The organism is Zobellia sp. OII3 (assembly GCF_002211465.1).
GTDB lineage: Bacteria > Bacteroidota > Bacteroidia > Flavobacteriales > Flavobacteriaceae > Zobellia > Zobellia galactanivorans.
In genome coordinates, this window is the sequence record NZ_MWRZ01000001.1 from 50,996 (window position 1) to 76,379 (window position 25,384).

Below are 25,384 nucleotides of genomic sequence, written 5' to 3' on the forward strand. Positions count from 1 at the left end.
TTTGTTTATCCCGCTAAAACGTCACAAAAATAGGATAAAATAGGTACATGTCTAAGGTAAAGTATTATTACGATCCCGATACGCTTTCATATCGCAAGATAGAGCCCAAAAAGTCTAGGCGTTATCGTAATATCGCACTGTTCTTTATTGGCTCTTTTCTTTTCGGCCTGATGTGCTTGGTTTTCTTGATGAACACCAATTTGATCAACACCCCGCGCGAGCTTTCACTACAGCGGGAGGTAAAGAATTACGAACTCCAGTTCGAGCTCTTAAATCGAAAGATGGGTCAAATCGAAGAGGTTTTGGCCAATATAGAAGAACGCGACAACAATATCTACCGTCTCTATTTTGAGGCCAACCCCATACCCGAAGAACAGCGAAGGGCCGGTTTCGGTGGTGTCAACCGTTACAAATCGCTTGAAGGTTTCAACAATTCGGAAATGGTCATTGCCACGACCAAACGTCTTGATATTATCAAAAAGCAAATGGCCATACAATCAAAATCTTTGGATGAGATAACCAAATTGGCCGAAGAAAAAGAAAAATTCCTGATGGCCATACCGGCCATTCAACCCGTTACCAACGAGAGCCTCAAACGTATGGCCTCAGGTTTCGGATGGCGATCCGACCCGTTTACCAAGGCCCGCAAATTACATAGGGGCATGGATTTTTCGGCCCCCAAGGGCACCCCTGTTTACGCTCCGGGCGACGGTAAGGTCATCCGCGCCGATAACGGTTCGTCAGGTTACGGCAAACACATTCGCATAGACCATGGCTACGGATACAAAACCCTTTACGGGCACCTTAGCGAATACAACGTTAAAAAAGGTCAAAAAGTAAAACGCGGCGACCTCATTGGTTTTGTAGGAAATACAGGCCGCTCGGAAGCCCCGCATTTGCACTATGAAGTCTGGAAAGATGAAGAACGCATCAACCCCATCAACTTCTATTACGGTAGTTTGACCGCAGAAGAATTCGAGAATATGCTAAAATACGCAGCACAAGAAAACCAATCTTTGGACTAATGCAAGTAGATCTCCCCGAAAAAAGGTACTATGGCATTGGTGAAGTCGCCAAGGCCTTTGGCGTGAACACTTCCCTTATCCGTTTTTGGGAAAAGGAATTCGACGCCCTCAAACCTAAAAAGAACGCGAAGGGCAACCGTAAGTTTACCCCACAGGACATCAACAATCTCAAACTCATTTACCACTTGGTAAAAGAGCGCGGCTTTACCCTTGAAGGCGCCAAAACCCACCTTAAGGAAAATCGCCAAAAAACGCTCAACAACTTTGATATCATCGATAAACTCGAGCGTATCAAGGCCGAATTGACCAAGATCAAAGATCAATTGTAACTTTTTTACAAATTAGGGGTCTAACATCTTAAATGAACTGTTTCTCTTTTTACAGCACATTAACTATAACCTAATATTTTAAAAATGAAAAAAGGATTAATAGCACTTATTGTATTGGGCGTTATCGCAGTCGCGCTCTATGGATGGGGCGTAAGTTTCAACAATACAGCCATAGAACTCAAGGAAGCGTCGACCAAAACCTGGGCGAATGTCGAAAGTGCCTATCAACGCAGAAATGACCTTATCGGCAACTTGGTAAAAACGGTACAAGGCGCGGCCGATTTTGAGAGGGGCACATTAAAAGACGTGATCGAAGCCCGGTCAAAAGCCACTTCAATTTCTATAGACCCCAGTAATATCAGCCCAGAACAATTGGCCGAGTTCAACAAAGTGCAAGGAGGCCTAAGCGGGGCTTTAAAAAGCCTATTGGTTACCGTAGAACGGTATCCAGATCTAAAAGCCAACAAAAACTTTCTGGAACTACAGTCCCAATTGGAAGGTACCGAAAACCGCATCAATGTAGCGCGCGATCGCTTTAATGCTTCGGTCGAGCCCTACAACCTGCACATAAAGACTTTTCCAAATTATATCTTGGCAGGCTTGTTCAATTTTAAAGAGCTTTCTTATTTTCAATCTGAGGCCGGGGCGGAAAAGGCACCTGACACAAGTTTTGATTTCAAATAGCCGCGGATGATGTCTCGAGTAGAAAACTTTTTAACGGCCGAAGAAGAGCAAGAAATTGTTCAGGCAATTGTCAATGCCGAAAAAAATACGTCCGGTGAAATACGGGTACATTTAGAGGCACATACAAAAATCGACCTACTCGACCGTGCTAAAGAAGTATTTCATTTACTAAAAATGGACAATACCAAAGAAGAAAATGGAGTACTGATCTATGTGGCCGTAAACGACAGGAAATTTGCTATTTATGGTGATCGCGGCATCGACAAGGTGGTCCCCAAAAATTTCTGGGATTCCACTAGGGACACCATTGCATCGCATTTTAAAAACGGAAGGTTCAAACAAGGCCTTATCGAAGGCATATTGAAAGCCGGAAAGGAGTTGGAAAGTCATTTCCCATGGCAACATGGCGATGTAAATGAGCTGAGCAATGAAATATCTAAAAACTAGTTTACTTGTACTCTTTCTTTTCTGGGGCCTAGGTTCTTTTGCCCAGCTCGAAATTCCCGAAAAACCAGAAAAGGAAACCAGCGTCTATGACTACATTGACCTTTTAAGCACAAGCCAGAAAAAAAACCTGGAAGAAAAGCTCATTCGCTATTCCGATAGCACTTCCACCCAAATCGTAGTCGCCATCATCAATTCTACGAAAGGGGAACAAATCAACTACCTTGGAGCGCATTGGCTCACCGAATGGGGCATTGGCCAAAAGGGAAAAGACAATGGAGTATTAATTGTCTTAGCCAAAAATGACCGTAAAATCAGCATTAATACCGGCTATGGCGTCGAGGCCACCTTGACCGATGCGATGTCAAGACGTATTATTGAGACCGTTATTATACCCCATTTTAAGCAAAACAATTATTACGAAGGCCTGAACAGTGGCTGCGATGCCATTTTTCAGGTACTTCAAGGGGAGTTTAACGAAGAGCGCTCATTTAACGATGGTGTGGCATCTCCCCTAGCCCCGTTTTTTCCCTTCATTATCTTTTTCATCATTCTTATCATACTCTCCCGTCGCAACAAAGGTGGCGGCAACAACGGAGGTAACGGCGGTAAACGCAATAAGGGCCTAGACCTTTGGGACATTATCATCTTAAGCAATATGGGCCGCAGCGGAGGCTCAGGAGGCTTCGGAGGTGGTTTTGGAGGAGGCTTTGGCGGTGGCGGTGGTTTCAGCGGTGGCTTCGGTGGCGGCATGGGTGGCGGTGGCGGCGCCTCGGGCGGTTGGTGACAATCTATTTCTTTTTAGCCTTCACGAGTGGCCCGAATATATTATATTAGTAGGAAATTCCATAGACAGCTATTCCTTAAAGCGTACTTTAAATCGATGGCAACTAAAATATTCATCTATGAACAAAAGTTTAAAGTTCCGAACGCTTCAAAAGGAAAGTGCCTTTAAAAAGAAAGTAGTTGCCGATATTTCCAAATGTTTCAAGGCTTCGCTAAGAAACGAAAATTTCGACCAACTCGAGTCAAAGCTTAAAGTCGCTATCAAGAGCACCATCAAAAAATTTGAAGACGGCAATAAAATATCGCAAACCGTAAATTTCGATACGGAATTTGCAATTGACTCGAACCAAATGTCCATTGGCCAGTTGCACCCCACAAACCCTGAAATCGAAAGACTGAAACAAAAGAAATCAGCCCTTGAGTTTCAGTTAAAAACGAAAGAGGAAGAATTAAGAAATTTGAACAGACGAACCAATTTGGCCAAGGATCTAACCCGTAACGAAGCCATAAAGGGATTGGTCTTAAATGTTATTCAAAAATTCAAAACACTTTCAGAAGAACAACAATTGGAGTTGGTCAACAATAAAGAGAAATTAGAACGTGCCGTCAAAAATTACGTCAAAAATTTTATTGTTTATTACGACGAAGAAGAAAAGGCTTGGGCAATTAATTTCAAGAAAAGCGATGTAACAAACGCTGTAACTACCGGAAAAGATGTAGTCGTTCTTGCCGCCAACCTATCTTCCAAATATGTCAATATAGCTACGAATGCCATACACAAGGCCACTCTGGCACAGTATGAAATCTGCAAAAAGGAAAGAAACGAATTAAAATCGAAGCTAGAGGACGTCAATGAGGAGTTAGAACGTGAATACGACAAAATGGGCAAACGTCCTAGATTTACGGGTGGTTTTGGCGGTGGTCGTTTTGGCGGCGGTGGTAGTTTTGACGAGTGGAGGCCTTAAAACATAAACCTATTGCCCTCTTTTGATTTTTTACCCCCAAACTGGTCAAATTTATAGGTTAGGCTCATCATGAAATAACGGGTCAAGACCGTACCCTGCTCATCTTGAATAAAGTCTTGTCCTGTAATCCGTTTCGTATTTATATTTTGATTTAAAAGGTCATAGGCCAACAACTTTAAGGTCGCACTCTTTTTAAACATTTGCACACCTAAGCTCATATTCCAAAAGACGGCATCCTTATCAAAATTATTGCCCACACTACCATTGTAATTGTAACGGATGTCATTCGCCCAAATTACGTTCTTGGGCCAATACAGGGTAGTTTTCAGCTCGGCGTTATGAGATGTAAAGTTGATATCATCATAACTTTCCAAGTTGTATTGGGTTGAATTTACCGTAACGGAATAACCTGGTTCTACCTCTAAGAACTCCTTAAAATTAAGGGTAGTGGTGATGCGCGGAGTAAAAGAATTTCTTTTCGCCTCGAGGCGCTGGCCATTTACAAAACCCACGTTCTTTTGAAGGTTAAAATAAGGCCTAAAATTAAACTTGACCTTTAAGGTGCTGTCTTTTTTGATTTCCTTTGAATAGCCCACCCCACCGTAGTGATTGTAGTTTCCATCTACATTGATATAGGTCGTACGACGAAGTAAATCCTCATCGGTTTCCGTTACCGACGAAATAAGTTTATCATGAAAGTTAAGTCCAAAGTAAACAAACATACCTGTGCGTTCCTTCCAATTAAAATCATTGTAATTGAAATACACATTTCTTGAAACCGAAGGTTCCAAATCAGGATTACCGGTTACCACATTCAAAGGATTGCTTACATCGGCAACGGGCTGCAATTGATTGATACGCGGCAGGTCTACATAAGAATCAAAGTAAACCCCTATTCTTTTGCTCTTATCAAGATTATAGTTCGCATAGGCATTGAGCAAAACATTCTTATACGATTTCGAAAAAGAGGTCGAACGTAGAAACTCAGAATTGTCCAAATCAGAAAACTGGTACTTCATATCAAGGCCCAATCTTAACTTTTCGGCATCCTTTTTTATGCCTATGGATGGCGTCTTGCGAGAGGTCTTGAAAAGAAAATCGGAGCTAAGTGCCGAATTAAACCGTGAATAAGTACCGGTAAGCTCATCTAAATCGAATACCGAACGCACATTGCTATTCTTGTCTTCTTGTTGCCTATAGGTCAAATCAAGAAACAATTTCTCGGCTAGGGCCTGCCTGTAGTTTACCCCAAATGTGTAGCTATCATTTTCAGCCTCAAATTCCGTATTCTGGTTGAGCTCATCGGTTCTGGCATTATCCCCAAAAATACGACTGACCGTATTCAATCTAGACACGTTGTTGTTTTGCTCATTGCCATTATTGAAGAACAGGCGTACATAAGTACCTAGGGTATCCAACTTTTTGGTAATATCAAAACGATTCGAAAAATTCCTGCTCACACCATCCTCACTGGTCAAGTTTTCATTTTCGTTCAAGAGTCCATCATTTTCGGTAGATGAGCGGGTACTTGATGCATCGATGGAATTCGTCTGATTTACACTCATAGACGGGGCCAGGGTAATCCGAAGCGTTTCATCGATATCGAAAATAAGATCCGCCGCCCCTCTATTCGACATCGTATTCCCCTCAAAACTCGACTCACGATCCGTAAAAAAACTTCCACTAGGCAGAATATTTTCACGTGACATACGCTCATCATTGTAACTATCCGACGATGAAAAGAAGTAGTTTCCAGTAATCTCGTACTCTCCTTTTTTAGAATTGGCATAACTGGCGCCCAGAGTATTGGAGGTCGTGATACCTTGTCCGAACCCAAAATTTAATCCAGCTATAGAAAATCCGCCATCTCTATTTACACTAAAACCTCCACTCCGTGCACGACCGATCATATCATAGATTTCATCAAAGGAGAAGCCCGACGAATTTATATTGTTGGAAGCCGCCACCAAACTAAAGCGTTCATCACCGTTAAAATAATTGAATAAGGCATTGGCTTGATATCTTTCATCAGTACCATAACCTGCCGTTAACCGGCTCAAGATTCCCTTGTTCATATCCTCTTTGATCGTTAGGTTTATGGTCTTTGAAGACCCGTCTCCACTTTCGCCGGTAAATTCTTGGGCTTTCGTTTTGGTATCGGTTATCTGTATTTTGCTAATAATATCCTTGGGCAGGCTCTTGGTGGCCATTTTGGGGTCGTTGCTAAAGAAGACCTGACCGTTTACCAGTACTTGGCTCACCTCTTTTCCGTTTACCATAATCTTTCCGTCACTATCGACTTCTACGCCTGGCAGCTTTTTCAATAGTTCCTCTACGGTGGCATCGGGCCGCGTCTTAAACGAATCGGCGTTAAACTCCAAGGTATCCTTTTTGATCGTGATGGGCACCCTATCGCCCACAACGGATACCCCTTTGAGCTCTTGGGCCTGTTCCTCCAACAATAAGGTACCAAGCTTTACATGGTCTTTCAGTTGAACCCTCATGACCTTGGTCTTGTACCCATTATAGGAAAAGAACAGATTCACTTCCTTTACCCCCGAGCGATCCTCAAGCGTAAAACTTCCGATTTCGTCAGAAATGGTATATGCGACCAAGGCACTATCCTTTGGCGATTCGGCATAGATGGTGGTAGCTTCCAAGGGCTGTTCAGAAACAGCGTCCACTACTTTACCGGTGATTTTGAATTCTTGGGAATAGGTGTTCACACAGAAAAATGTGAACACAAGAAAAGCTGGTAACACTTTCTGCATAAACGGATCAGTCATTGGATTGGCAAATGGCTTGACCCAAACCTAATCATTGAACTAAAACATTAGTTGCAATTTAACAAAAGTTTATGCCCGGGTTTTATAGGATTTTACGTAAAAAAAACAACGCAAGTCCCTACAGCACGCCCCTTAGCCCTTACTTTTTCCTCATATAGATAGTGACGGGTACCCCGTTAAAATCAAAGTTCTCCCTTAGTTTGTTTTCCAAAAACCGCTTATAAGGTTCCCTCACGTATTGTGGAAGATTACAGAAAAAGGCAAATTGGGGATAGTTTGTCGGCAACTGGGTGATATACTTGATCTTCACATATTTGTCTTTGTAGGCCGGTGGCGGAGTGCGCTCTATGATCGGCAACATGACATCGTTAAGCTTTCTGGTCTTTATCTTCTTAGATCGGTTCTTATACACCTCTACGGCCGTCTCTATAGCCTTGTAAATACGTTGCTTGGTCAGTGCCGATATAAAGAGAATAGGCACATCTACAAAAGGCTCCATCGCTTTTTTGATCCGCTCCGTATATTGCTTCATGGTATTGGTCTCCTTCTCCTCGATCAGATCCCACTTATTTACCAAAATCACGATACCCTTATTGTTCCGTTGGGCCAACCAGAAGATATTTTCGACCTGGCCATCAAATCCGCGAGTGGCATCGAACATTACCAAACAAACATCACAGTGCTCAATGGCCCTTACCGAACGCATCACGGAATAGAATTCCAAATCTTCCTTTACCTTCGATTTTCTTCGTATACCCGCCGTATCGACAAGATTGAACTCAAACCCGAAACGGTTGTATCTGGTATCGATACTATCCCTAGTAGTACCGGCAATATTGGTAACGATATAACGGTCTTCACCGATCAAGGCATTTATGAAGGAAGATTTCCCTGCATTGGGCCTTCCTACCACGGCAAACCTCGGAAGGTCAGCTTCCTCCTTTTCCTTTTCAGGAAGCACTTCTACCAAGGCATCGAGCAAATCTCCCGTACCGCTACCGTTGACGCTGGAAAGGGTAAAATACTCTCCCAGTCCCAAGGCATAAAACTCTACCGCATCTTCGGCACGTTTGGCATTGTCTACTTTATTGACCGCCAAAAAAACCGGTTTTTTCACCCTACGGAGCAAGTTGGCAACGTCTTCATCCATGCCCGTTATACCACTTTCCACATCTACCATAAAAATAATGGCATCGGCTTCATCAATGGCCAATTCTACCTGCTTATCTATTTCTTGTTCAAAAACATCGTCACTACCCTGAACATAACCACCGGTATCTATAATAGAAAACTCTTTACCGTTCCAATCACTTTTTCCATAGTGGCGGTCACGGGTAACCCCGCTTACGGCATCAACAATAGCTTCCCTCCGTTGGATCAAACGATTAAAAAACGTAGACTTCCCTACATTCGGTCTCCCTACAATGGCTACAATAGCACTCATACTTCCTTAAATTTGCTGCAAAAATAGTATTAATCCCGATGGAATCGTAATTCTAATCAACTAATCGTAAGTAAATTAAAAACAGAATCCCCAAATCTCAAAATGAAATTCGGGGATTCTACTATGTTTTAGCCAGTTAAAGACTTTATTTTATTTCATAGATCGAAACGGTATTGGATACCTCATTGGTGATGACCAATAAATTTTCACCGTTTGGCGATTCTTCCGCGGGTATGACCAAGAGTCCTTCAGGTGCAACATCTTGCGTACTAAAGATCCATTTTAAAAATTCAGGGGCCGAGGGGTTGGTAATGTCATAAACCATGGCACCTCCGGTTCGTTCAAGGCCGACGAACAATAAGGTTGACTCTCCAATTTTAAGTGTGGTTACCGATTCGGGTTCCGCCCCCTTATCATCACTCCTTCCATCGGCTTCACCTTCATCGTTATTAAACAAAGTAGGGGCGATTTCCATCGTTTTTCTTCCAATTTCATCACCACTATCGTAAACGATTTCACCCTGGGGAGTCCAGATGGTAAATGAGCGTGCGCCATAGGAGTAGATTTTATCATAATCACCATCGCCATCGATATCGCCATTGGCCGTAGTGATTTTTAACCGTCCGAGGTTTTCATCGGCCTGTAGTTCTTCGGCATTAGGAAAGGCCGTAGCATCGAGTACAAGGTCCTTTACCCTTTCCTCTTCCGAATAACCGTCGTAATCACGGGAATCGCCTTCATTGGCGGAAATAAGGTAAGCAGCTCCCCCTATTTTGGCATAGGCAATAGCGTCGGGCATATAAAAACCTAGTACCGGCCATGTTTGAAAGTTGCCCAGCATACCGTCTTTATTACTGGCATCCATGGCGTTTTCAGTAAGGGAATGATCCTTCACCCCCAAACCGAAAACATCGGTCAATGTCATTGTAGACAGATCAACAACGGCCATACCATTGTTTTCCTGTAAACTGACATAGGCGTACTTACTATCTTCGGAAACCGCCACATATTCCGGCTCAACATCTTGCGCCAGACAAGCCTCAGGACCAAAAACACGAAAATCGTTCCCGATGGTCTGTCCGTTATACGCTGTAAAGAACAAAGTATGAACCTCTTTTTTTTCAACATCGATTACCGATATCGAGCCTTCGGGATCTACCGTATAATCGTCATTAGGCTCCCCTTCATTAGCGGCAACAATATATTTTCCGTTCGGGCTGAACGCGACCATATCCGGCAAAGCACCTGCGGGATAAGAGTCGACCAAGCTCATGGTAGCGGTATCATATACCTCTATCGTACCGTTTACCTGTTTATTGTCGTTCTCTAGGGCTATGGCCAAAAGACCATGATGAACCGCAACGCTATTAGGGGTTCCCGTCAAGGCAATGGAAGCTTGTTTTGATGGCACGGAAGGTTCGGAAATATCCCAAACGGAAACTTCGCCCTGTACCGGATTAACAACAAATAAATTTCCGGTAACAGCATCGTAAGCACTAATTTCGGCAAAGCCCTCTTCGCCGGAACCATTAACAAAACCTCCTATCTTGGTATAGGTAAGCTCAGAGGTGTTCACTACGGCAGGGCCTTCGTGGGGATGGCCGACAAAATCTTCCAGTTTTTCACAGGAAAAACTACCCAATGCGATAAGAATAAACGGAATACTTTTAATTTTTTTCATCTTCAAGTTTGGTTATTAATCACCAAAGATGAAGTTTCAAGGTCACTTAAAAGTTAGCTTAAGAACAAGCAATGTTTAAAAGAACGCAATGAAAGGGTTAAGAAGGTTTAGTTATTGTATCCAAAGCGTTTCAACTGGCGGGCATCGTTACGCCAGTTTTTATTGACCTTTACATACAATTCCAAATGCACCTGCTTACCGAAGAATTTCTCTAGGTCTTTACGCGATTCTACGCCTACCCTTTTTAAGGCACTGCCCTTGTGGCCAATAATAATACCCTTTTGGGAATCTCGCTCCACCATAATAACCGAGCGCATCCTGATGATATCTTCATCTTCAAAAAACTCTTCGGTCTCGATTTCTACGGAATAGGGAATTTCTTTTTTGTAGTGCATCAAGATTTTCTCTCGAATGGTCTCGTTTACAAAAAACCGTTCGGGTTTATCGGTCAGCTGATCTTTAGGGTAATAGGCGGGTGCTTCGGGAAGCAGTTCGATAATACGCTCGAAAATATTCTTGATATTAAAGTTGGACAAGGCCGAAATGGGGTGCAGTTCTACGGTAGGAAGCATTTCTTGCCAGTATTGCACCTGTTCCTCCAAAAGCTCTTGGGTTGCCGTATCTACTTTGTTAAGCAATAGCAACACCGGTATTTTGCTGTTTTTGATCTTGTCAAAAAACGCTTCGTCCTTCAAAGCCTTTTCGCCGATCTCGACCATGTACAAAAGCACATCTGCATCTTCAAAGGCCGATTTTACAAAATTCATCATGGACGACTGCAGCTCATAGGCGGGCTTAATGATTCCGGGAGTATCGGAGAGGATGACCTGAAAGTCATCGCCGTTGACAATACCTAAAATACGGTGCCTTGTTGTCTGGGCCTTAGAAGTAATGATGGACAGTTTTTCGCCCACAAAAGCGTTCATCAAAGTAGACTTGCCCACATTGGGATTGCCGATAATATTTACGAATCCTGCTTTATGCTTTTGCATCTTTCAATTTTTTAAAGTAGTCGGTCGCCGCTGCATTTACTTTCGGTGCCAGTAATAAAACGGCTATCATGTTCGGTATGACCATGAGTGCGTACGATAAGTCAATCAGGTTTTTAACCAAGTCGAGCGAAGCTACTGCTGCAAAAATAATCATGATTACGAAATACCAGTTGTAAAACTTCCCAATTTTTGCATTGGTCAAAAAAGAAAGACACTTTACCCCATAATACGAGTAGGTAAACAGGGTAGACATGGCAAATGCCGTAACGATGATCATCAGTAGCACATCGCCATAGCCGAAGAGGGTGGTCTCGAATGCCGAAAGGGTCATGACAATTCCGCTACCATCCTCCAAATAAGCTCCGCTTAAAATGATTACGACCGCTGTAAAGGTACATACCAAAATGGTATCTATAAATGGACCTAACATTGCCACAAGACCTTCCTTTATAGGATTATCGGTTTTTGATTGCCCATGGTACATCGGTGCACTACCCAGACCGGCCTCGTTAGAGAACATAGCCCGGCGGATACCTATGATGACCAGCCCCCAGAAACCTCCGGTGACGACGGTCTTAAAGTTCCATGCTTCGGTAATGATCAATTTTAAGGAAGGAATAATTTGCGAAGCATTCAACACCATTACGATTACAACGGCCACCAAATACACCAATACCATAAAAGGAACGATGGCCGAGGCCACTTTCGCAATTTTGGTCAACCCTCCAAAAATCACAAAGGAGGTAACCACGGCAAGAAGCACACCTATGCCCAACTTCCAATTCTGCTCGCTCATTTGAAACAGGGTCTCCGACGGTTCAACAACACTCATAAAGGTTTCGGTGAACTGATTGGCGGTAAAAACCCCCAAAAAACCGAACAGTCCACAAACGGCAAAAAACACGGCCAAAGGCTTGGCTTTTGGCCCTAGTCCTTTGGTTATATAGTACATGGGGCCACCCTGCAGTTTGCCTTCGGAATCCGTACTGCGAAACATAATGGAAAGGCTACATGAATAGAATTTGATACACATGCCGATAAGCGCGGTCACCCATATCCAAAAAACCACACCGGGTCCACCATCGTGAATGGCTATGGCCACCCCGGAAATATTTCCTAGCCCAACGGTTGCCGCAACGGCAGCGGACAAGGCCTGAAAAGAACTTACATCACCTTCGGCGGTCTTATTATCATACTTCCCTGCCGTAATGGCAATGGCATGACCAAAGAAACGATAAGGTAAAAATTTAGAGTAAAACACCAAGAAAAGTCCCCCTCCAATAAGCAGGAGAAACATGGGCCACTCCGTATAGGGAAGTGCAGCTGAAATAAAATCGTTTATTGTATCCATAAAAAGGCTTGCAAGTCCCGAAGGTATGGAATTTGGATATTTTTTCAAGTATACCAAAAAAGATTCTGGCTTAAGTTTGGAATTAAGTAAAAAACAGTCGTATATTTGTCGCCCGTTACGAATAGTAGCGCTCATCTTGTCGGCGTCATGAGCCGAAGTTGCAAAACAAGAAAGGTGAAACCCATATCGCGGGGTAGAGCAGTAGGTAGCTCGTCGGGCTCATAACCCGAAGGTCGCTGGTTCGAGTCCAGTCCCCGCTACTAATTAAGAAGCCATTTATCTGAACAATCAGATAAATGGCTTTTTTTCTTCCCGACATTTTTTCGGTTTTCAGGATAAAGACCAAGGTCGGTGCCGCCAAAATTAGAAGCAGCACCGACCCACACAGTCTAAAAATTAAAAAATTCAGGTATTTTCCTAAGCTATGTACGGTATTCTATCAATCATTAATTGCTTTGTCAGTTTTTATATAGGGTGTAGGATACTACTCTTTGATCAACTGCCGAACAGTAGACTTTCCATCTTGTTCAATGGTCAAGAAATACACACCACTTTTTAGTCCCGATAAATTGACGGATTCATCAGCGGAAACGCCCGATTTAGAAAATATAACCGTACCTAGCATATCCTGTAGGGTCAGGTTTGCCGCCTCCCCGTCAAAATTAACGGACACGTATTCCGTAAAGGGGTTGGGATATACCCTGATTTCTTGTGAAATACCATTGTCAGAAGCTACCAGAGAGGAATTCAAGGCCGTGGCTGCCGAAGCCGTGCCCTGCTTTGTAATCCTGATCCAGTTGATATTCCATCCTCCCGAAATCGAATAGAGACCGAACTGATACGTACCTGCACTTACATTGACCGTTTGTGAAACGGTAGTCCAATTCTGCCATCCTCCTGTGTTGGGCACCGAAAGCTCACCAAGCACCGTTTCGCCCGCCTCCAGATCGGAAGAAAACCGACCGCCGTCGACGGCACTGGCCACGCGATACTCGATCAAATAATTTCCTGATGACGGGAAGTTGATCCCTGGATAGGACATCCAACTGCCGTTATTGATATAACCCACGTTCTCGCCGCCTTCGGAGCAGGGTTCCTTTTGTACATCGTTGGAGTATAAATAGCTTTCCGCCTCGATTTTAAGGGTGTTAGCACTATCGTTGTCGTCCCCCTTTTGGTAGACCCTTACGTAATCTACCAACATTTGGGCCGGAAGCTTACTTTGATCCACATCGAATCCTGGCCAATCGCCTCCTACCGCCATGTTCAACAGAATAAAAAACTCGTTCTGGAATTCCCCGGTACCGTTGACACCGTTGCTAATATCCACTTCGTTAAACTGCTGCCCGTCTACGAACCATTTGATGGAATTTGCATCCCACTCAACAGAATAAATATGGTACTGCCCTGGATCGCTTACCCCCACGTCGTCACCGTAGGAGGCATGATCACCATTTTGATCGGACCAGTGGATAGTACCGTGAGTCTGTAGAGCGTTATTGATGCGCTCCATGATATCTATTTCCCCGCAGGCAGGCCAGCTCACACTGGTAATATTGTTCCCGAGCATCCAAAATGCCGGCCATAGACCTTGACCTGAAGGCAATGCGATTCTGGCCTCTATTTTCCCGTACTTGAAACTCTTCCGACCTTGGGTTTTCATTCTCGCCGAGGTATATTGGGCACCGCCAAAATTCTCGTGTTTTGCGGTAATTACCAGATTGCCATTCTCGACTGCGGCGTTTTCCCGTCTGTAATACTGCAATTCATTGTTGCCCCATCCGTTGTAGCCCATGCCGGTCTCAAAGACCCAATCAGGGCCAATACCGTCGTCGAATTCATCTTGCCAGACCAAGTTGTAATCTTGGGCCGAAAGTATGGGGGTCATGCCAAAGCATAAGACCATCAGCAAATACGTAATAATTTTTTTCATCTTGTTCTAATTTTGTGCTTGTCCATTAAATTTTAAATAACCGTAATAACAAAATGACCACCGGAATAGGAGACCGTCAATTAAACCTTTCCGGCAGCCATTGCAAAAGAGTTGGAAGATGGATTATACCATCTTATTAATTTTTAAGAAGACGCTGGGTTTTCTCCCCAGCCCCTGTTTTCATCTTTACGATATACATTCCCTTGTCTAGAGTCGATAAATCTAAGGAACTACCGACTTTCAATGTCTGCGGAGCCAATACTTCATGACCTTCCATGTTTAGGATCATTACATCCATTTCGCCTTCCCCCCTTCCGAAGGTCACCGTATCGTAAAACGGGTTCGGATACATGATGGTGGTCGTTTCACTTATGCCTTCCTGATTTAGATCGGCCCGTAAGGCCGTGGAGTTTCCTTGTGGGGAAATGCGAATCCAGTTGATGTTCCATCCTCCTGAAATCGAATAGAGACCGAACTGGTACGTACCTGCATTTACATTGACCGTTTGTGAAACGGTAGTCCAATTTTGCCAACCTCCCGTGTTGGGAACCGTAAGCTCACCAAGTACTGTTTCGCCCGCCTCCAGATCGGAAGAAAAGCGACCACCACTAATGGCACTGGCCACGCGATACTCGATCAAATAATTTCCTGAAGACGGAAAGTCGATATCGGAATAGGCCATCCAACTGCCGTTATTGATATAACCCACGTTCTCGCCGCCTTCGGAGCAGGGTTCCTTTTGAACGTCATTGGAATCGAAAAAGCTTTCCGCCTCGATTACGTGTGAAGGTAGCGGGTCGGGGCTGGAACCACCTCCATCGCCGTCACCCTCGATCGGGCCAAGGGTAATCTTTGCACGCAGAGGCTGTCCGGTACTAATGGTTGAAGATTGGTCGAATACGTCGTCATAGGCAAAGGTATAGGTCTGGCCCTCGAAACTGATATCCGCTCTGTGAAAGAATTTCGAGTACCAATTATAAGGTTCTACCTGATAATACCTTGAAGCGTCCCCGAAGTCCTGAAAGGCTCCCGAAGGTGCGTTCAAGTCGATAGCATGTCGTGTAATCGCAGCGACCATCTGTGCCTGTACCACTAGGTCCCAACGTTGCCCGGAGGCCATAACACCACTGCCTTCCATCGCCATAAGGGTGGTAGGTTTTCCGGGGATGGTGGCCACTTGGCCATCACTTTCCCGTTCAAACACAAAATTATCACCCTGTACCCTACCTCGCCATCGGCCGGCATCCCCAGCGTTGAAATAGAGTTCGGCATTACGGTATTTCGACCAGATCGCATCGATGTAGCCGTCCATATAATCCGCCGGAAAGCTATCGTCTTTGGTGGGGAATTTTATGATTCCCTGATCTCTTTTCAAAAGTCCCTGAAATTCGGGCGGAGCCGTTCTTGCCCATTCATCCTGAATTTCCTGTGAGGATTTCAACTCCCCGACCTTTTTAAAGAAATCGACTCCTTCTACTTCAAGTCCGATAGGGTGTTGAAAGGCATCTACCCTCGAAGTATTGTTAAAGATTCCGAATTCGTTATAGGTAAGCTCGATGGATTCAAATGTAATTCCCTGGTTGGGGTCTGTAGGATTCTCTAGGTTGGGGGCCGCATATCCCCTTGGGTCACCATCATATCCAAAAAAATAGAGATAGAGCGGACTTCCAAAGGAAATCAAGATACGACATCCCGCAATTTTTGGGATGTTTACCGTTTTATTAGGGATGTCGCTCAACTTCCTGAAGCAGTTCGCGTAGCGACCGTCAAGTCCGGGACCGAGATTGCCATTGATGACAGGGCCGGGTACGGTATTATCGGAGCGGGACATCCTATTGACCTGCCCGTTTACGGGGTCTACCCAAACGAAGCCTCCAATTTCGCCGACTACGGCCACGTAAACTTCATCATCGGGAAACTCCGAATTGTTCGCAATCTGATAAGGCAGGGTCTGAGCACTCAAAAGGGCCCCTCCAAGAATTAGATATAACAGTGTAAAGTAGAATGTTTTCATAGCATTTCGTTTAATTAATTTTTACAGTAAAAAATGGGGCATGAAATAGGCGAGTCGAGCTAAGTCAGCACAACGCCCACTATTATTTTTTGACACCGCTAATTTATCAGTTCACACAAAAAGATTTAAATAACGTGGCAATACAAAATGTATACATCCCATAAAATAAATCAAGACAGCGTAGGAATTAATACACAACACACTGTAGTCATTAGGCTTTCGCGATTATAATTCACACCAACAATCTGCTCAAAAAAGAAGACAAACAGCAGGTTGTAGTGATAATGTTGTGATAGGATATAGGTTTCCCCGCTGGCCTTAAATACTCAATATATAGTCCGTCAGCCCATCATCGTGGGACAGGCCTATTTTTTTTCGCAGGCGGTACCGTTTGACATCGACACTACGCACGGTAATATTCAATAAGGGGGCAATTTCTTTTGAGGACAGGTTCAATCTAAGATAGGCGCAAAGGCGTAAGTCATTTGACGTTAGCTCAGGGTGCTTTTTCTTGATTTTTTTCAAGAATTCAGAATCGGCATTGTTGAAGGCATCCTCGAAAAACTTCCAATCGTCGGCATGGTTAATGTTGCGGTCGATGGTACGTATCACGGACTTTATCTTGGGATCCTCAACCCCCTTCAGCTCTTCCTTAATGGCATTCAAAAATTTGTTCTTTTTGATCAGGCTCATCGTCGATATGGCCAATTCACGGCTTTTGCCCTTAATTTCCTGTTCCAGTTTTTCGTTCATGACCTGCATAATCTCCCTTTCGGCCTCCGCGCGCTTGTGCTCAAGCTCACGCGCGCTCTCTTTTTCCAATCGGGCCTGCTGTTTTTTGTAATAATTTCGGGAAACGCGGTGAACCAAATAGAAAAGGAGACAGCAACAAATCGCATAGACCGCTATCATTATCTTCGAAAAGTACCAGGGTCTCGCAATGGTAAAGGCATAAGACGCAATATTCTCACTTAGATGATTACCGGTCTTGGCCCGTACCTTGAATACATAATCGCCGCTGGATAGCTTTTCAAACACCGCTTTCGAACCCAGCGTCCAAGTTTGCCAATTGCTATGCAGGCCTTCGAGCTGATATTGGTAATTGGATTCCAGATACTTTGCGTATTCGGGTATGCTATAGGTGAATTCAATGCTATTTTGACCCGCCTCGAATTCGCCCTTCTCAGCTATTGGAAGGCTTACGGCGACCTCGGGATCGTCGGTTTTAAGAGCTACGGAGTTGAGCCTTATATTATAGACCTTTTCCTCTAGTTTTTTCAGATCTAAAGTAATAAACCCGTTGGATATGCCTATCAGATATTTATCATCAGAGAGGGGAATAAGACACTCAAAACCCAAGGGACCCAAATTTCGTCGGAAGGCCTCCGGAATCGGGATTTGAACCCGCTGTTGTCTTTCGTTAAAGTTACCGGGACTCAAATACTGAATATTTACGTTGGTAAAACACCAAAGTCTGTCGGCCGAAGTATCGGCCATCAGAATACCGATAGGTCTTTCTTCCTCGGAAAATAGGTTAGCCGTAAAAACACTGTCCTTTACAAAGGATTTCGAGTCAGTTTCATAATTAAAAACGCCCAAGTGGCTCATAAACAGAATGTCATCTTGGAACTTGACCAAGCTGGCTCCCATACCGTTAGGCGGTTTTTCATCAATTTCGACGACCCTTTGGAAGTCGGGATCGAGCTCTAGGGTAAAAATGCCCTTGTACTCATGGTTGATCAATATCTCCCCACTTTGAGTGAACTCAAAGAAACGGCTCGAAATATCGAAACCTTCGACGGTATTTCGAAACGCCCATCCATCATCATCCTTTTGTAAAATACTGAGTCCCCCATAATTGCCCTGCAGCAAGAGGTCAGGCCGGTCGGCAATCTTTTTGACCCCCCATGATCCCGGAAAATCGGAAATCAGCTTGGCCTTTCCACCCTTGACCGTAAAAGTACCCTCGTTATGGCCGCAGAACAGCGTATTATCGACTACGTTCAGGGACCAGACTTGGCCATTCGTATTTTCAATAAACTCAAAATCGCCAGTCGTATCCGCAGGTTTGAAGAATAAACCCTGATTAGTGCCTAGATATAGATAGCCGTCGAAAATCGTGGCGGCGTACACTACACCTAAAGTGCCCATTTTGTCAACATATTCCTCGAAAAAAGAGTTCAGGTTGACTACGCTGATACCATTGTCGAGACCCAGCCAGAGGTTTTGTTCCCTATCTTCATAGATGGCCAATACCGTGTTGTTACCTAGGCCAGTTCCTTGATTGATATGATGCAGAATGTTCCCTTCGGTATCTAAATGGTAGATCCCATCGGCAATGGTACCCACAATAAGACTACCGTCCATAAGTTGCAGTCCGCTATAGCTTGTAAGGGATTCCAGTTGGTCGGAAGCTGGTATTTTCCATGGAGATAGACGACCATCCTCCAAAAAATAGAAGGTTCCATTCTCCAGTAAAAGCAATGGTTTATCTTGTATTTCGAACAATCCGATAATCGTAGTGGACTTAAGTAAGGGGTGGGTCGAAACTTCGGTAGCCCCACCTTCTTCAATCTTAAAGAGTCCCTCTTCGGAACGCTGGAAGAACACTGTACCGCCCACTTCAAAGATACGTGCACGAGTTGAAGGCGCATCGATTATATTGAAGGTCTCGGCATCGGTATCATAAATATAGATACGGTTGAGGGACTGAAAGAAAATGTACTGATCCAATATAAGAATGTTCCAGAATTCCTCGTCCTCCACCAAAGGGGTTTCCAATTTATCGAGTAGACTACGGTACACTCGATCTCCAAGGGCATTGATTTCCCAATAACCAAATTCCATGTAACACCCGGTGTAAATCAGGTCGCCCTTGGCCTTTACGGAGCGGATAACGGATCGATTAGTGGTATAATAGATTTTCCAATCCTCTCCGTCGTATTGAAGCAACCCACTATTGTTACCAAAATAAAGGTATCCCTCCTTGGATTGCGAGATGGCCCAATTTTGGGTCTCTGCCCCATAATCAAAGGTCTCAAAGTTCTGTATAGGTGGAAGTTCCTGTGCCCGTAATAATAGGGCTGTCAAAAAAAGTGTAGTAAAATATAGTATTTTCAAATGATTACGTCGATTTTACAAATTGGCACCCTACATAATTTGTATACGTTTATATACCACTGTATGGTTTATTTTTAGAAAAAATATAAGAAAAAAGAGACTTTTATGTATACAGATGTATATACCCCTACCTATTCAAAACGCACCCAATTTTTTGACGCGATGAATACTGTGCCCCTTGGTAGTTCTGACCGTCATGGTAGCTAGGTTTAGGGTTTCTACGAACAAAGGTATTCCGTTGAAGATACCAGTAGCACTCGACATCAGCTGCGATTTTCCGATGGGGTGCGTTGGTGATGGACAGCGTATGCGTATCGACATGTCCTCACTACTTTCGAAAAGCAGCTTGCTTTTCTGTTTTATATCAGTCCACTAACAACGCTCCATTTGTCATTTCGCCACTGATTGAAACCGTATAAAAAATAGTCTCTAGCTTAGATTGTCCAACTCGACATCTAAGGAACCCTACCCTTCCCTCGAACGTGTTTTTAAATATTCGAACACTGGAGTACCGGCCAAGTTGAAAAGCTGTAGTGTGAAATTTTTCATACTAGCATGTTTAGGTTAATGTTCAATTAAAAAATAGCAAAAAAAGGTGAAAATTAGGGTTTACGGGAAACCGGGGAGTTTCCCGTAAACATTCCTATTCAATCATTTTATTTAATCACTTTAGCGGTTTCCGTTCTATCGGCCGCTATCATCCGAATAAAGTAAACACCTCTAGGCAGACTGGCCATTTCAAAAACGGGACTTTCCCCGTTTTTGATGTCCTTCCTGTCCAATTCCTGTCCCAATCCGTTTACTAGAATGGCCGTGTGGTAATCGGTCGTTCGGTCTATATTCACCTGTAACCTATCTTGAACAGGGTTCGGATAGACAAAGAAATCAGGAGCTTCAGAACCAATGACCGAAGCTTTCAATTGCATGGCACCGGCAGTGGCACAACTACCGACCTCGAAACTATGCCGGTTCGCCGAAGTATTGCGCTCCCCACCCTCAGGAACGTTGTAGGTGTAGAAGAAGTAAACGGTCTGCCCAAGCTCGGCATTGATGGCCTTCGGCTCGTTGGGCGTCACGCTATAACCAGGGAATATTCCGTTTTCGACCGTACCATAGTACAGAATAGTCACGCTATTTCCGATCCCTGGGTTTTCAGGTACGAAAGTTAAGAAGGAGCCCTCTTCGTTTTCGGTTATCTCAACGGTGTAATCGTTGTTGGCCGCAAGCTGAGAACAGCTGCCGTTATCATCATTATCCTGTTCTTGGCCGTTCTCCGTAAAGGTCGCATCATTTCTTGCCGAATCAGTATCCACGGTATCGATATACAGTAGGGAATTTCTGTGTTGTAGATAATATCCGGGATAGTTGAAGGATTCGAACGAGGTCGCCGAGGCGTCGGCCAATCCTTCCCGTTCAAAAAAGGTAGCATCCCCCCTGTACAAAGCACTATCCTCAACATCATCTAACCAAACCTCTCCTCCCCGATGCCTTAGGTATTTGTTCGGAAAATCAACAGATTGAAAGGATACACCGCTACCGGCAAGTCCCGCTACCATATTCCATTGTCCCGCTTCGACGGGTACCACATCGGAAGCAATTCCAACTCGACCGTCAAGATGTCTAATGACATTACCCGTGTTGTTAATACTGGCCCAAGATTTGACAACTCCGACCGGTGGTTCCGGTGACGTAATGGAGTCTATGGTAATACGATAGGTAATGGTAGTCTCGGCGCCACAATCGTTGGTGTAGGTTCCTGTATAACTACCGCCATCACCCTCGCCGATAACAAGGAAATCGACCTGTCTTTGGTTCGATGAAAAGTTGTTCGGCCCGGACCAGCTCCAAGTACCTTCCGCGGGTCCTGGATTTAAACTCACACTATCACCCCTTCCAACGGTCAAATTTGTTTGAGAGGTCGCATCACCATTTACGTTGGCAGAGGCGATTATATCTGAAGGTTGACAACCTATCAGACCACTACCATCTTCCCAGACAATATCATCGATGGCCACCGCGAAGGGCGAAGATGGAAGATTCTCGGGATCACTGGAGAAAATAAACAAATAGGATAAGTTTTGAAAAGCCAGTAAGCCCTCAAAATCTGAAAGGGGAATCTCGACTTGCCCCCATTCACCGTTCCTTACCAAACCGTATTTGGTTTCGCCCGCAGGAAAAGTGATATATTTTTCATTGGTGAAATTATCGGTAATACCGATACGGAAGGATACATCGGCAGGAATCTTGATCTTAAACTTCATGGTACCCTCCTCGACATAATTGGACATATTTTTTCCGAAAAGACTGGTGATTCCGGCACCGAACCAAGTATTGGATGAGGAAGTTTCCCAACTGATGACCTCCTCGCCCTCGTAAGGCGCTTCAGAACCTTCGGCAAAGGTGTCAGAAAAAACGAAGATATCGGCATCACTGCCAAAATTCAGCCCATTTGCCACCGGGGTGTTTTCAGTGAAAACGCCAAAGTTGCCCGATTCGGCCACTAAATCGTCACTGCCATCACCAAATTCTACGCTACCATGTCCGTTGTATTCGGAAACACGCACATAGTCCACCATCATTTTACCGGGCAAGGGTGCGTTGATACCGTTAGGATCCAAAACACCCGTTAGGCTGCCGCCTACCGCCAAGTTCAGCAACATATAAAAAGGACGTGTAAAAGCCGCCGTATCGCCTTCGGGATCGAGGGGTAGCGGTCCGGCATACAAATCGTACTCCGTTCCATCGTCTTCAACCACAAAGCGCAGGGATGTAGGCTCCCAATAGAGCTTGTAGGTAACAAATCGATCGTTTAGCGGCCGATCGGCCACATAGGGAGTATTATAATCGACTTCATAAGCGATGTTACCCACCCCTCCGTTATCGGGTATTGGAAAAAAGGCATTGGCACCTGTGTAGGTATTGACCGTAGAATTTGGTTCCAGTTGCCGGGTTCGCTCTTCTTGGTTAAAGCCCATTTCCATCATATCGATTTCCCCTTTGGCAGGCCATACCAGATTAGAAGTTCCCAAGAGCCATACAGCGGGCCATAGACCGGTCTGTAGGTCTGGTACCCGCACCCTGACCTCGATAAGACCATAATGTATAGCTACCTTTTTATTGGTGGTAACTTTTCCGGAAGTAAACGACTTGCTTCCAGAATTCTCCCTTTTAGCCTCGAGTACCAGGGCCTTGTTCCCAGGTTCCCCAGGTACGTCTTCTATATACACATTGTCGGACTCGTACGACTGAAGTTCTTGATTTCCCCAACCACAGATACCCTGTGCGCAGCCATCACCTATGTCGGGAGTCCACAAACTTTCGTCAAACGTATCAAAATTATCTTCCCATAAAACCTGGCCTACCTGTGCTTGAACACTTGACAGAACCAAAATGGACCAAATAAATACCAATAAGATTGACTTTAAATACATCGGTGTTCCCATTCCATTTTGCCCCTTGTTAAATTCCTTATTCGTGTAACTATTTTTCATTTTATTAATTTTTAGTTCCCTTTAAAAATTTTCCACCTTCCGCGATTTAATCTAACTGCCAAAGTATTTTTTAATTTTTATAAATGATTAAGAATGACATCAACAAAAAACATACAAGCCCAATATGTGTTTCTTATTTTAAGAATTCCCTATGTCGGATTACCCGATTTAACGGACACCCACTATATTTTGTAGAAAAAATTCATAATTGGTGTTTTATCAAATTAAACCAACAATATATTGATGTTGTATGGTTGATGTTTACATGATTTTTTGAAAAAAAAGGGACGATATCACTATCGTCCCTAATCAATCGCTTTCTAGTAGGTTAAAACTATACTGTATAAGTTTGAAGCATGTTGAATAATTGACATGGGCCTGTCATAAACAACATAGGAGATATGGATTTAGTTACAAGACCGTACCACCTCCCAAGGTTGACCATCACCAGTGCTTTCAGAAGGTACGTCTCCACTGGTCCACCACTTCGCCCGATATACGGTTCCGTTGTAAACTACTTCCACGTTACCGAGATAGGCCGAGGACGCACTCCATTGGGCAATAGAAGAGCAATCGCCATCATCGTCACCGCTACCGCCATCATCGTCACCACTACCACCGTCATCACCAGAGCAACTTCCGATAAATTCCCATACGCCCCCACTAGTAGGCAGGTCGCCAAGTGTCCACCATTTGGCTCTATAAAGTGAATTTTCGTACGTACTGTACATACCTACGGTGTAGGTTGCAGTAGCGCTCCATGCCGCGGCCGAATCGCAATCCGTGCCATCGTTCGGATCTGGATCTGGATTTGGATTTGGATTTGGGATTCCATTACCACCATCAGGATAATTTTCTGCATTCGCTATAGCGGTCGACCTAGAAACACCGTTCAGTATTTGGCTGCCGACATGCAAATAGCCATAGGCCGAGGTATTGCCATCACCCAACAGCAGTTGCCAGATCATTAGACCGTCATTCTGGCTTTTGGCGGCGATATGTTCTGAAAGGTCGGCAATTGTTTGATAATCATAAGTGTAATGTGGTCCCCAAGGCTCATTGGGATAATGGGTGCCCGCAGCTATGTTGAAGCCGTACTGATCTGCATAGTGTTTGTATGCGTCATACATGATCTTACGATTACTAGCCGCCCCAGTGTTGTATCCCTGATAGGCCACAAGGTCGATTTTGTCGCCCACCGCTTTCATAACAGGAATAAAATGTCCCGTAGCACCAAAGCCGAAAAGACTGATGGCCTCGTTAGGCTCCGTGGCCTTGTAGAGTTTGTCGTCCGATTCCCCGGTTACGGAATTTCGCTTACTATAGGCATAGGGAGAAGCAGGATCGTCATTGTTTAGACCTCCCAAGGCCCCTACACCTGCAGGAGCACAGGCTAAAAGGTATTCGCCTTTAGGCATGATAGCCCTTGACTTATTGAAAAAATCAATAAAGTGCTGTACGTTTTCCGGCTCACCGATAGTCGCGAAACTCCCGCTGGGTTCATAGTCCCAATCGATACCTTGAAAGCCCATGTCATCGACAAAATCCTTAATCTGTTGATAATCGATGTCGTAGGCTGCTTGAGACCCCCAATATGTTTCCCCACCGATGGAAAGGATGACATTGGTACCCCTAGCCTTTAGGATAGAAACGGTCTCTTTGAGGGCCTCACCGTCATAAGGCGTCTGTATACCTGTACCGGAGAGTGACATAGAACCCTTTTGGTACCTCAAATTTGGTTTGGCAAAGGCTAGAAAAACATGAGTAATATGCCCCGGAAGATCTCTTAACTTCGAAGGTTGCCCGGAAGCCGCCCAAGTTTCGGACCAAGACGGGAAATACCCCAAAACAATAGGCTTATCTACAGATGAGGCCTGTGCCGCAACCGGCGTTATCGGTGCCTGATCCAAACTTTGTTCCTCGGAAGCGATTTCCTTGGAACAGGACGAAAACAAAAAGGGAATCAAGAAAAGAGACCCAATAATCTTTTTTAGTGAATACATAATAAATAAGTTTGAGAGACTCTTATAAAAGTCCCTGAGTTAAACATGTAAAGAATTGAGGAATAAAATATATGCGACACCTAAACTAAGGAGGGCATTGTACTTTTTTAAGTACAGGAGAGTTTGTCAAATAAGATGGCTCCATAATTGAAATTTTAATGAGCCGCTAATATATTATCGTTGCTTCCTTTGAAGAGAGGAAAGAATATCAACAAAAAACATACAAAGCAAAAAAACACCTTTTTACTGATAAATCGACAATAAAACACCCCATATACTATACGATTAGATAGATTTTCAATATTCTAAAAACAGTAAGGTTTTTTCCGAAAAAAT

At 44.1% G+C, this 25,384-nt stretch carries 17 protein-coding genes and 1 tRNA gene; 7 read left to right on the forward strand and 11 right to left on the reverse strand.

Annotation, left to right across the window (positions count from 1 at the left end; translation table 11 throughout):
* The first annotated feature begins 47 nt into the window (after nucleotides 1–47).
* The 6 genes from B4Q04_RS00220 (at nucleotide 48) to B4Q04_RS00245 (ending at nucleotide 4,233) form a co-directional block, all read left to right on the forward strand.
* Nucleotides 48–1,025 (forward strand): M23 family metallopeptidase, encoded by a 978-nt coding sequence (locus tag B4Q04_RS00220; protein WP_013992348.1) that lies wholly within the window; start codon nucleotides 48–50, stop codon nucleotides 1,023–1,025.
* Nucleotides 1,025–1,354, forward strand: a complete 330-nt coding sequence (locus B4Q04_RS00225; RefSeq protein ID WP_013992349.1) for a MerR family transcriptional regulator — start codon at nucleotides 1,025–1,027, stop codon at nucleotides 1,352–1,354. Before B4Q04_RS00220 ends, B4Q04_RS00225 begins: the two co-directional genes overlap by 1 nt.
* Nucleotides 1,355–1,438: 84 nt before the next feature.
* Nucleotides 1,439–2,038, forward strand: coding sequence for a LemA family protein (locus tag B4Q04_RS00230; protein ID WP_013992350.1), 600 nt, complete (start codon nucleotides 1,439–1,441; stop codon nucleotides 2,036–2,038).
* 9 nt (nucleotides 2,039–2,047) lie between these two features.
* Nucleotides 2,048–2,485 carry a TPM domain-containing protein gene (locus tag B4Q04_RS00235; RefSeq protein WP_046287344.1) on the forward strand — a complete coding sequence of 146 codons (438 nt, stop codon included), beginning with the start codon at nucleotides 2,048–2,050 and terminating at the stop codon, nucleotides 2,483–2,485.
* Complete coding sequence (locus B4Q04_RS00240) at nucleotides 2,466–3,269, forward strand: TPM domain-containing protein (protein WP_088695653.1); 804 nt, start codon at nucleotides 2,466–2,468, stop codon at nucleotides 3,267–3,269. Before B4Q04_RS00235 ends, B4Q04_RS00240 begins: the two co-directional genes overlap by 20 nt.
* 118 nt (nucleotides 3,270–3,387) lie before the next feature.
* Entirely contained in the window at nucleotides 3,388–4,233 is an 846-nt protein-coding gene (locus tag B4Q04_RS00245) for a hypothetical protein (RefSeq protein ID WP_088695654.1), read from the forward strand.
* Here B4Q04_RS00245 and B4Q04_RS00250 read toward each other — a convergent pair.
* The 5 genes from B4Q04_RS00250 to B4Q04_RS00270 form a co-directional block, all read right to left on the reverse strand.
* Nucleotides 4,230–7,004: an outer membrane beta-barrel protein gene (locus tag B4Q04_RS00250; RefSeq protein ID WP_088695655.1), complete on the reverse strand. Its 2,775-nt coding sequence runs from the start codon at nucleotides 7,002–7,004 to the stop codon at nucleotides 4,230–4,232. The genes B4Q04_RS00245 and B4Q04_RS00250 overlap by 4 nt on opposite strands.
* A 154-nt stretch (nucleotides 7,005–7,158) precedes the next feature.
* Nucleotides 7,159–8,463: a ribosome biogenesis GTPase Der gene (gene der / locus B4Q04_RS00255; protein WP_013992355.1), complete on the reverse strand. Its 1,305-nt coding sequence runs from the start codon at nucleotides 8,461–8,463 to the stop codon at nucleotides 7,159–7,161.
* A gap of 145 nt (nucleotides 8,464–8,608) precedes the next feature.
* Nucleotides 8,609–10,144 (reverse strand): choice-of-anchor I family protein, encoded by a 1,536-nt coding sequence (locus tag B4Q04_RS00260; RefSeq protein WP_088695656.1) that lies wholly within the window; start codon nucleotides 10,142–10,144, stop codon nucleotides 8,609–8,611.
* Between the two features lie 107 nt (nucleotides 10,145–10,251).
* Nucleotides 10,252–11,136: a GTPase Era gene (era, locus tag B4Q04_RS00265; RefSeq protein WP_013992357.1), complete on the reverse strand. Its 885-nt coding sequence runs from the start codon at nucleotides 11,134–11,136 to the stop codon at nucleotides 10,252–10,254.
* Entirely contained in the window at nucleotides 11,123–12,487 is a 1,365-nt protein-coding gene (locus B4Q04_RS00270) for an alanine/glycine:cation symporter family protein (RefSeq protein ID WP_046287750.1), read from the reverse strand. Before B4Q04_RS00270 ends, era begins: the two co-directional genes overlap by 14 nt.
* Before the next feature lie 187 nt (nucleotides 12,488–12,674).
* Here B4Q04_RS00270 and B4Q04_RS00275 point away from each other — a divergent pair.
* Nucleotides 12,675–12,747, forward strand: a tRNA-Met gene (locus B4Q04_RS00275).
* Between the two features lie 224 nt (nucleotides 12,748–12,971).
* Here B4Q04_RS00275 and B4Q04_RS00280 read toward each other — a convergent pair.
* The 6 genes from B4Q04_RS00280 to B4Q04_RS00300 all read right to left on the reverse strand — a co-directional run bounded on the left by B4Q04_RS00280 (nucleotide 12,972) and on the right by B4Q04_RS00300 (nucleotide 25,048).
* Nucleotides 12,972–14,420: a carbohydrate-binding protein gene (locus tag B4Q04_RS00280; RefSeq protein ID WP_088695657.1), complete on the reverse strand. Its 1,449-nt coding sequence runs from the start codon at nucleotides 14,418–14,420 to the stop codon at nucleotides 12,972–12,974.
* A gap of 136 nt (nucleotides 14,421–14,556) precedes the next feature.
* Nucleotides 14,557–16,434 (reverse strand): beta-1,3-glucanase family protein, encoded by a 1,878-nt coding sequence (locus B4Q04_RS00285; protein ID WP_088695658.1) that lies wholly within the window; start codon nucleotides 16,432–16,434, stop codon nucleotides 14,557–14,559.
* A gap of 318 nt (nucleotides 16,435–16,752) precedes the next feature.
* Nucleotides 16,753–19,524, reverse strand: a complete 2,772-nt coding sequence (locus B4Q04_RS00290) for a triple tyrosine motif-containing protein (protein WP_236630944.1) — start codon at nucleotides 19,522–19,524, stop codon at nucleotides 16,753–16,755.
* 165 nt (nucleotides 19,525–19,689) lie between these two features.
* Nucleotides 19,690–19,875 carry a hypothetical protein gene (locus B4Q04_RS22415; RefSeq protein ID WP_123772310.1) on the reverse strand — a complete coding sequence of 62 codons (186 nt, stop codon included), beginning with the start codon at nucleotides 19,873–19,875 and terminating at the stop codon, nucleotides 19,690–19,692.
* 335 nt (nucleotides 19,876–20,210) lie between these two features.
* Nucleotides 20,211–23,045 carry an AbfB domain-containing protein gene (locus B4Q04_RS00295; RefSeq protein WP_088695660.1) on the reverse strand — a complete coding sequence of 945 codons (2,835 nt, stop codon included), beginning with the start codon at nucleotides 23,043–23,045 and terminating at the stop codon, nucleotides 20,211–20,213.
* A 407-nt stretch (nucleotides 23,046–23,452) separates the two neighbouring features.
* Nucleotides 23,453–25,048: a carbohydrate-binding protein gene (locus B4Q04_RS00300; RefSeq protein WP_088695661.1), complete on the reverse strand. Its 1,596-nt coding sequence runs from the start codon at nucleotides 25,046–25,048 to the stop codon at nucleotides 23,453–23,455.
* Nucleotides 25,049–25,384: the final 336 nt, after the last annotated feature.

Coding starts and splice junctions, on each gene's coding strand:
- B4Q04_RS00260 (WP_088695656.1), bottom strand. CDS start 10,144: ATGAAAAAAATTAAAAGTATTCCGTTTATTCTTATCGCATTGGGTAGT.
- B4Q04_RS00250 (WP_088695655.1), bottom strand. CDS start 7,004: ATGCAGAAAGTGTTACCAGCTTTTCTTGTGTTCACATTTTTCTGTGTG.
- B4Q04_RS00270 (WP_046287750.1), bottom strand. CDS start 12,487: ATGGATACAATAAACGATTTTATTTCAGCTGCACTTCCCTATACGGAG.
- B4Q04_RS00300 (WP_088695661.1), bottom strand. CDS start 25,048: ATGTATTCACTAAAAAAGATTATTGGGTCTCTTTTCTTGATTCCCTTT.
- B4Q04_RS00285 (WP_088695658.1), bottom strand. CDS start 16,434: ATGAAAACATTCTACTTTACACTGTTATATCTAATTCTTGGAGGGGCC.
- B4Q04_RS00245 (WP_088695654.1), top strand. CDS start 3,388: ATGAACAAAAGTTTAAAGTTCCGAACGCTTCAAAAGGAAAGTGCCTTT.
- der (WP_013992355.1), bottom strand. CDS start 8,463: ATGAGTGCTATTGTAGCCATTGTAGGGAGACCGAATGTAGGGAAGTCT.
- B4Q04_RS00220 (WP_013992348.1), top strand. CDS start 48: ATGTCTAAGGTAAAGTATTATTACGATCCCGATACGCTTTCATATCGC.
- B4Q04_RS00235 (WP_046287344.1), top strand. CDS start 2,048: ATGTCTCGAGTAGAAAACTTTTTAACGGCCGAAGAAGAGCAAGAAATT.
- B4Q04_RS22415 (WP_123772310.1), bottom strand. CDS start 19,875: ATGTCGATACGCATACGCTGTCCATCACCAACGCACCCCATCGGAAAA.
- era (WP_013992357.1), bottom strand. CDS start 11,136: ATGCAAAAGCATAAAGCAGGATTCGTAAATATTATCGGCAATCCCAAT.
- B4Q04_RS00280 (WP_088695657.1), bottom strand. CDS start 14,420: ATGAAAAAAATTATTACGTATTTGCTGATGGTCTTATGCTTTGGCATG.
- B4Q04_RS00230 (WP_013992350.1), top strand. CDS start 1,439: ATGAAAAAAGGATTAATAGCACTTATTGTATTGGGCGTTATCGCAGTC.
- B4Q04_RS00240 (WP_088695653.1), top strand. CDS start 2,466: ATGAAATATCTAAAAACTAGTTTACTTGTACTCTTTCTTTTCTGGGGC.
- B4Q04_RS00225 (WP_013992349.1), top strand. CDS start 1,025: ATGCAAGTAGATCTCCCCGAAAAAAGGTACTATGGCATTGGTGAAGTC.
- B4Q04_RS00295 (WP_088695660.1), bottom strand. CDS start 23,045: ATGAAAAATAGTTACACGAATAAGGAATTTAACAAGGGGCAAAATGGA.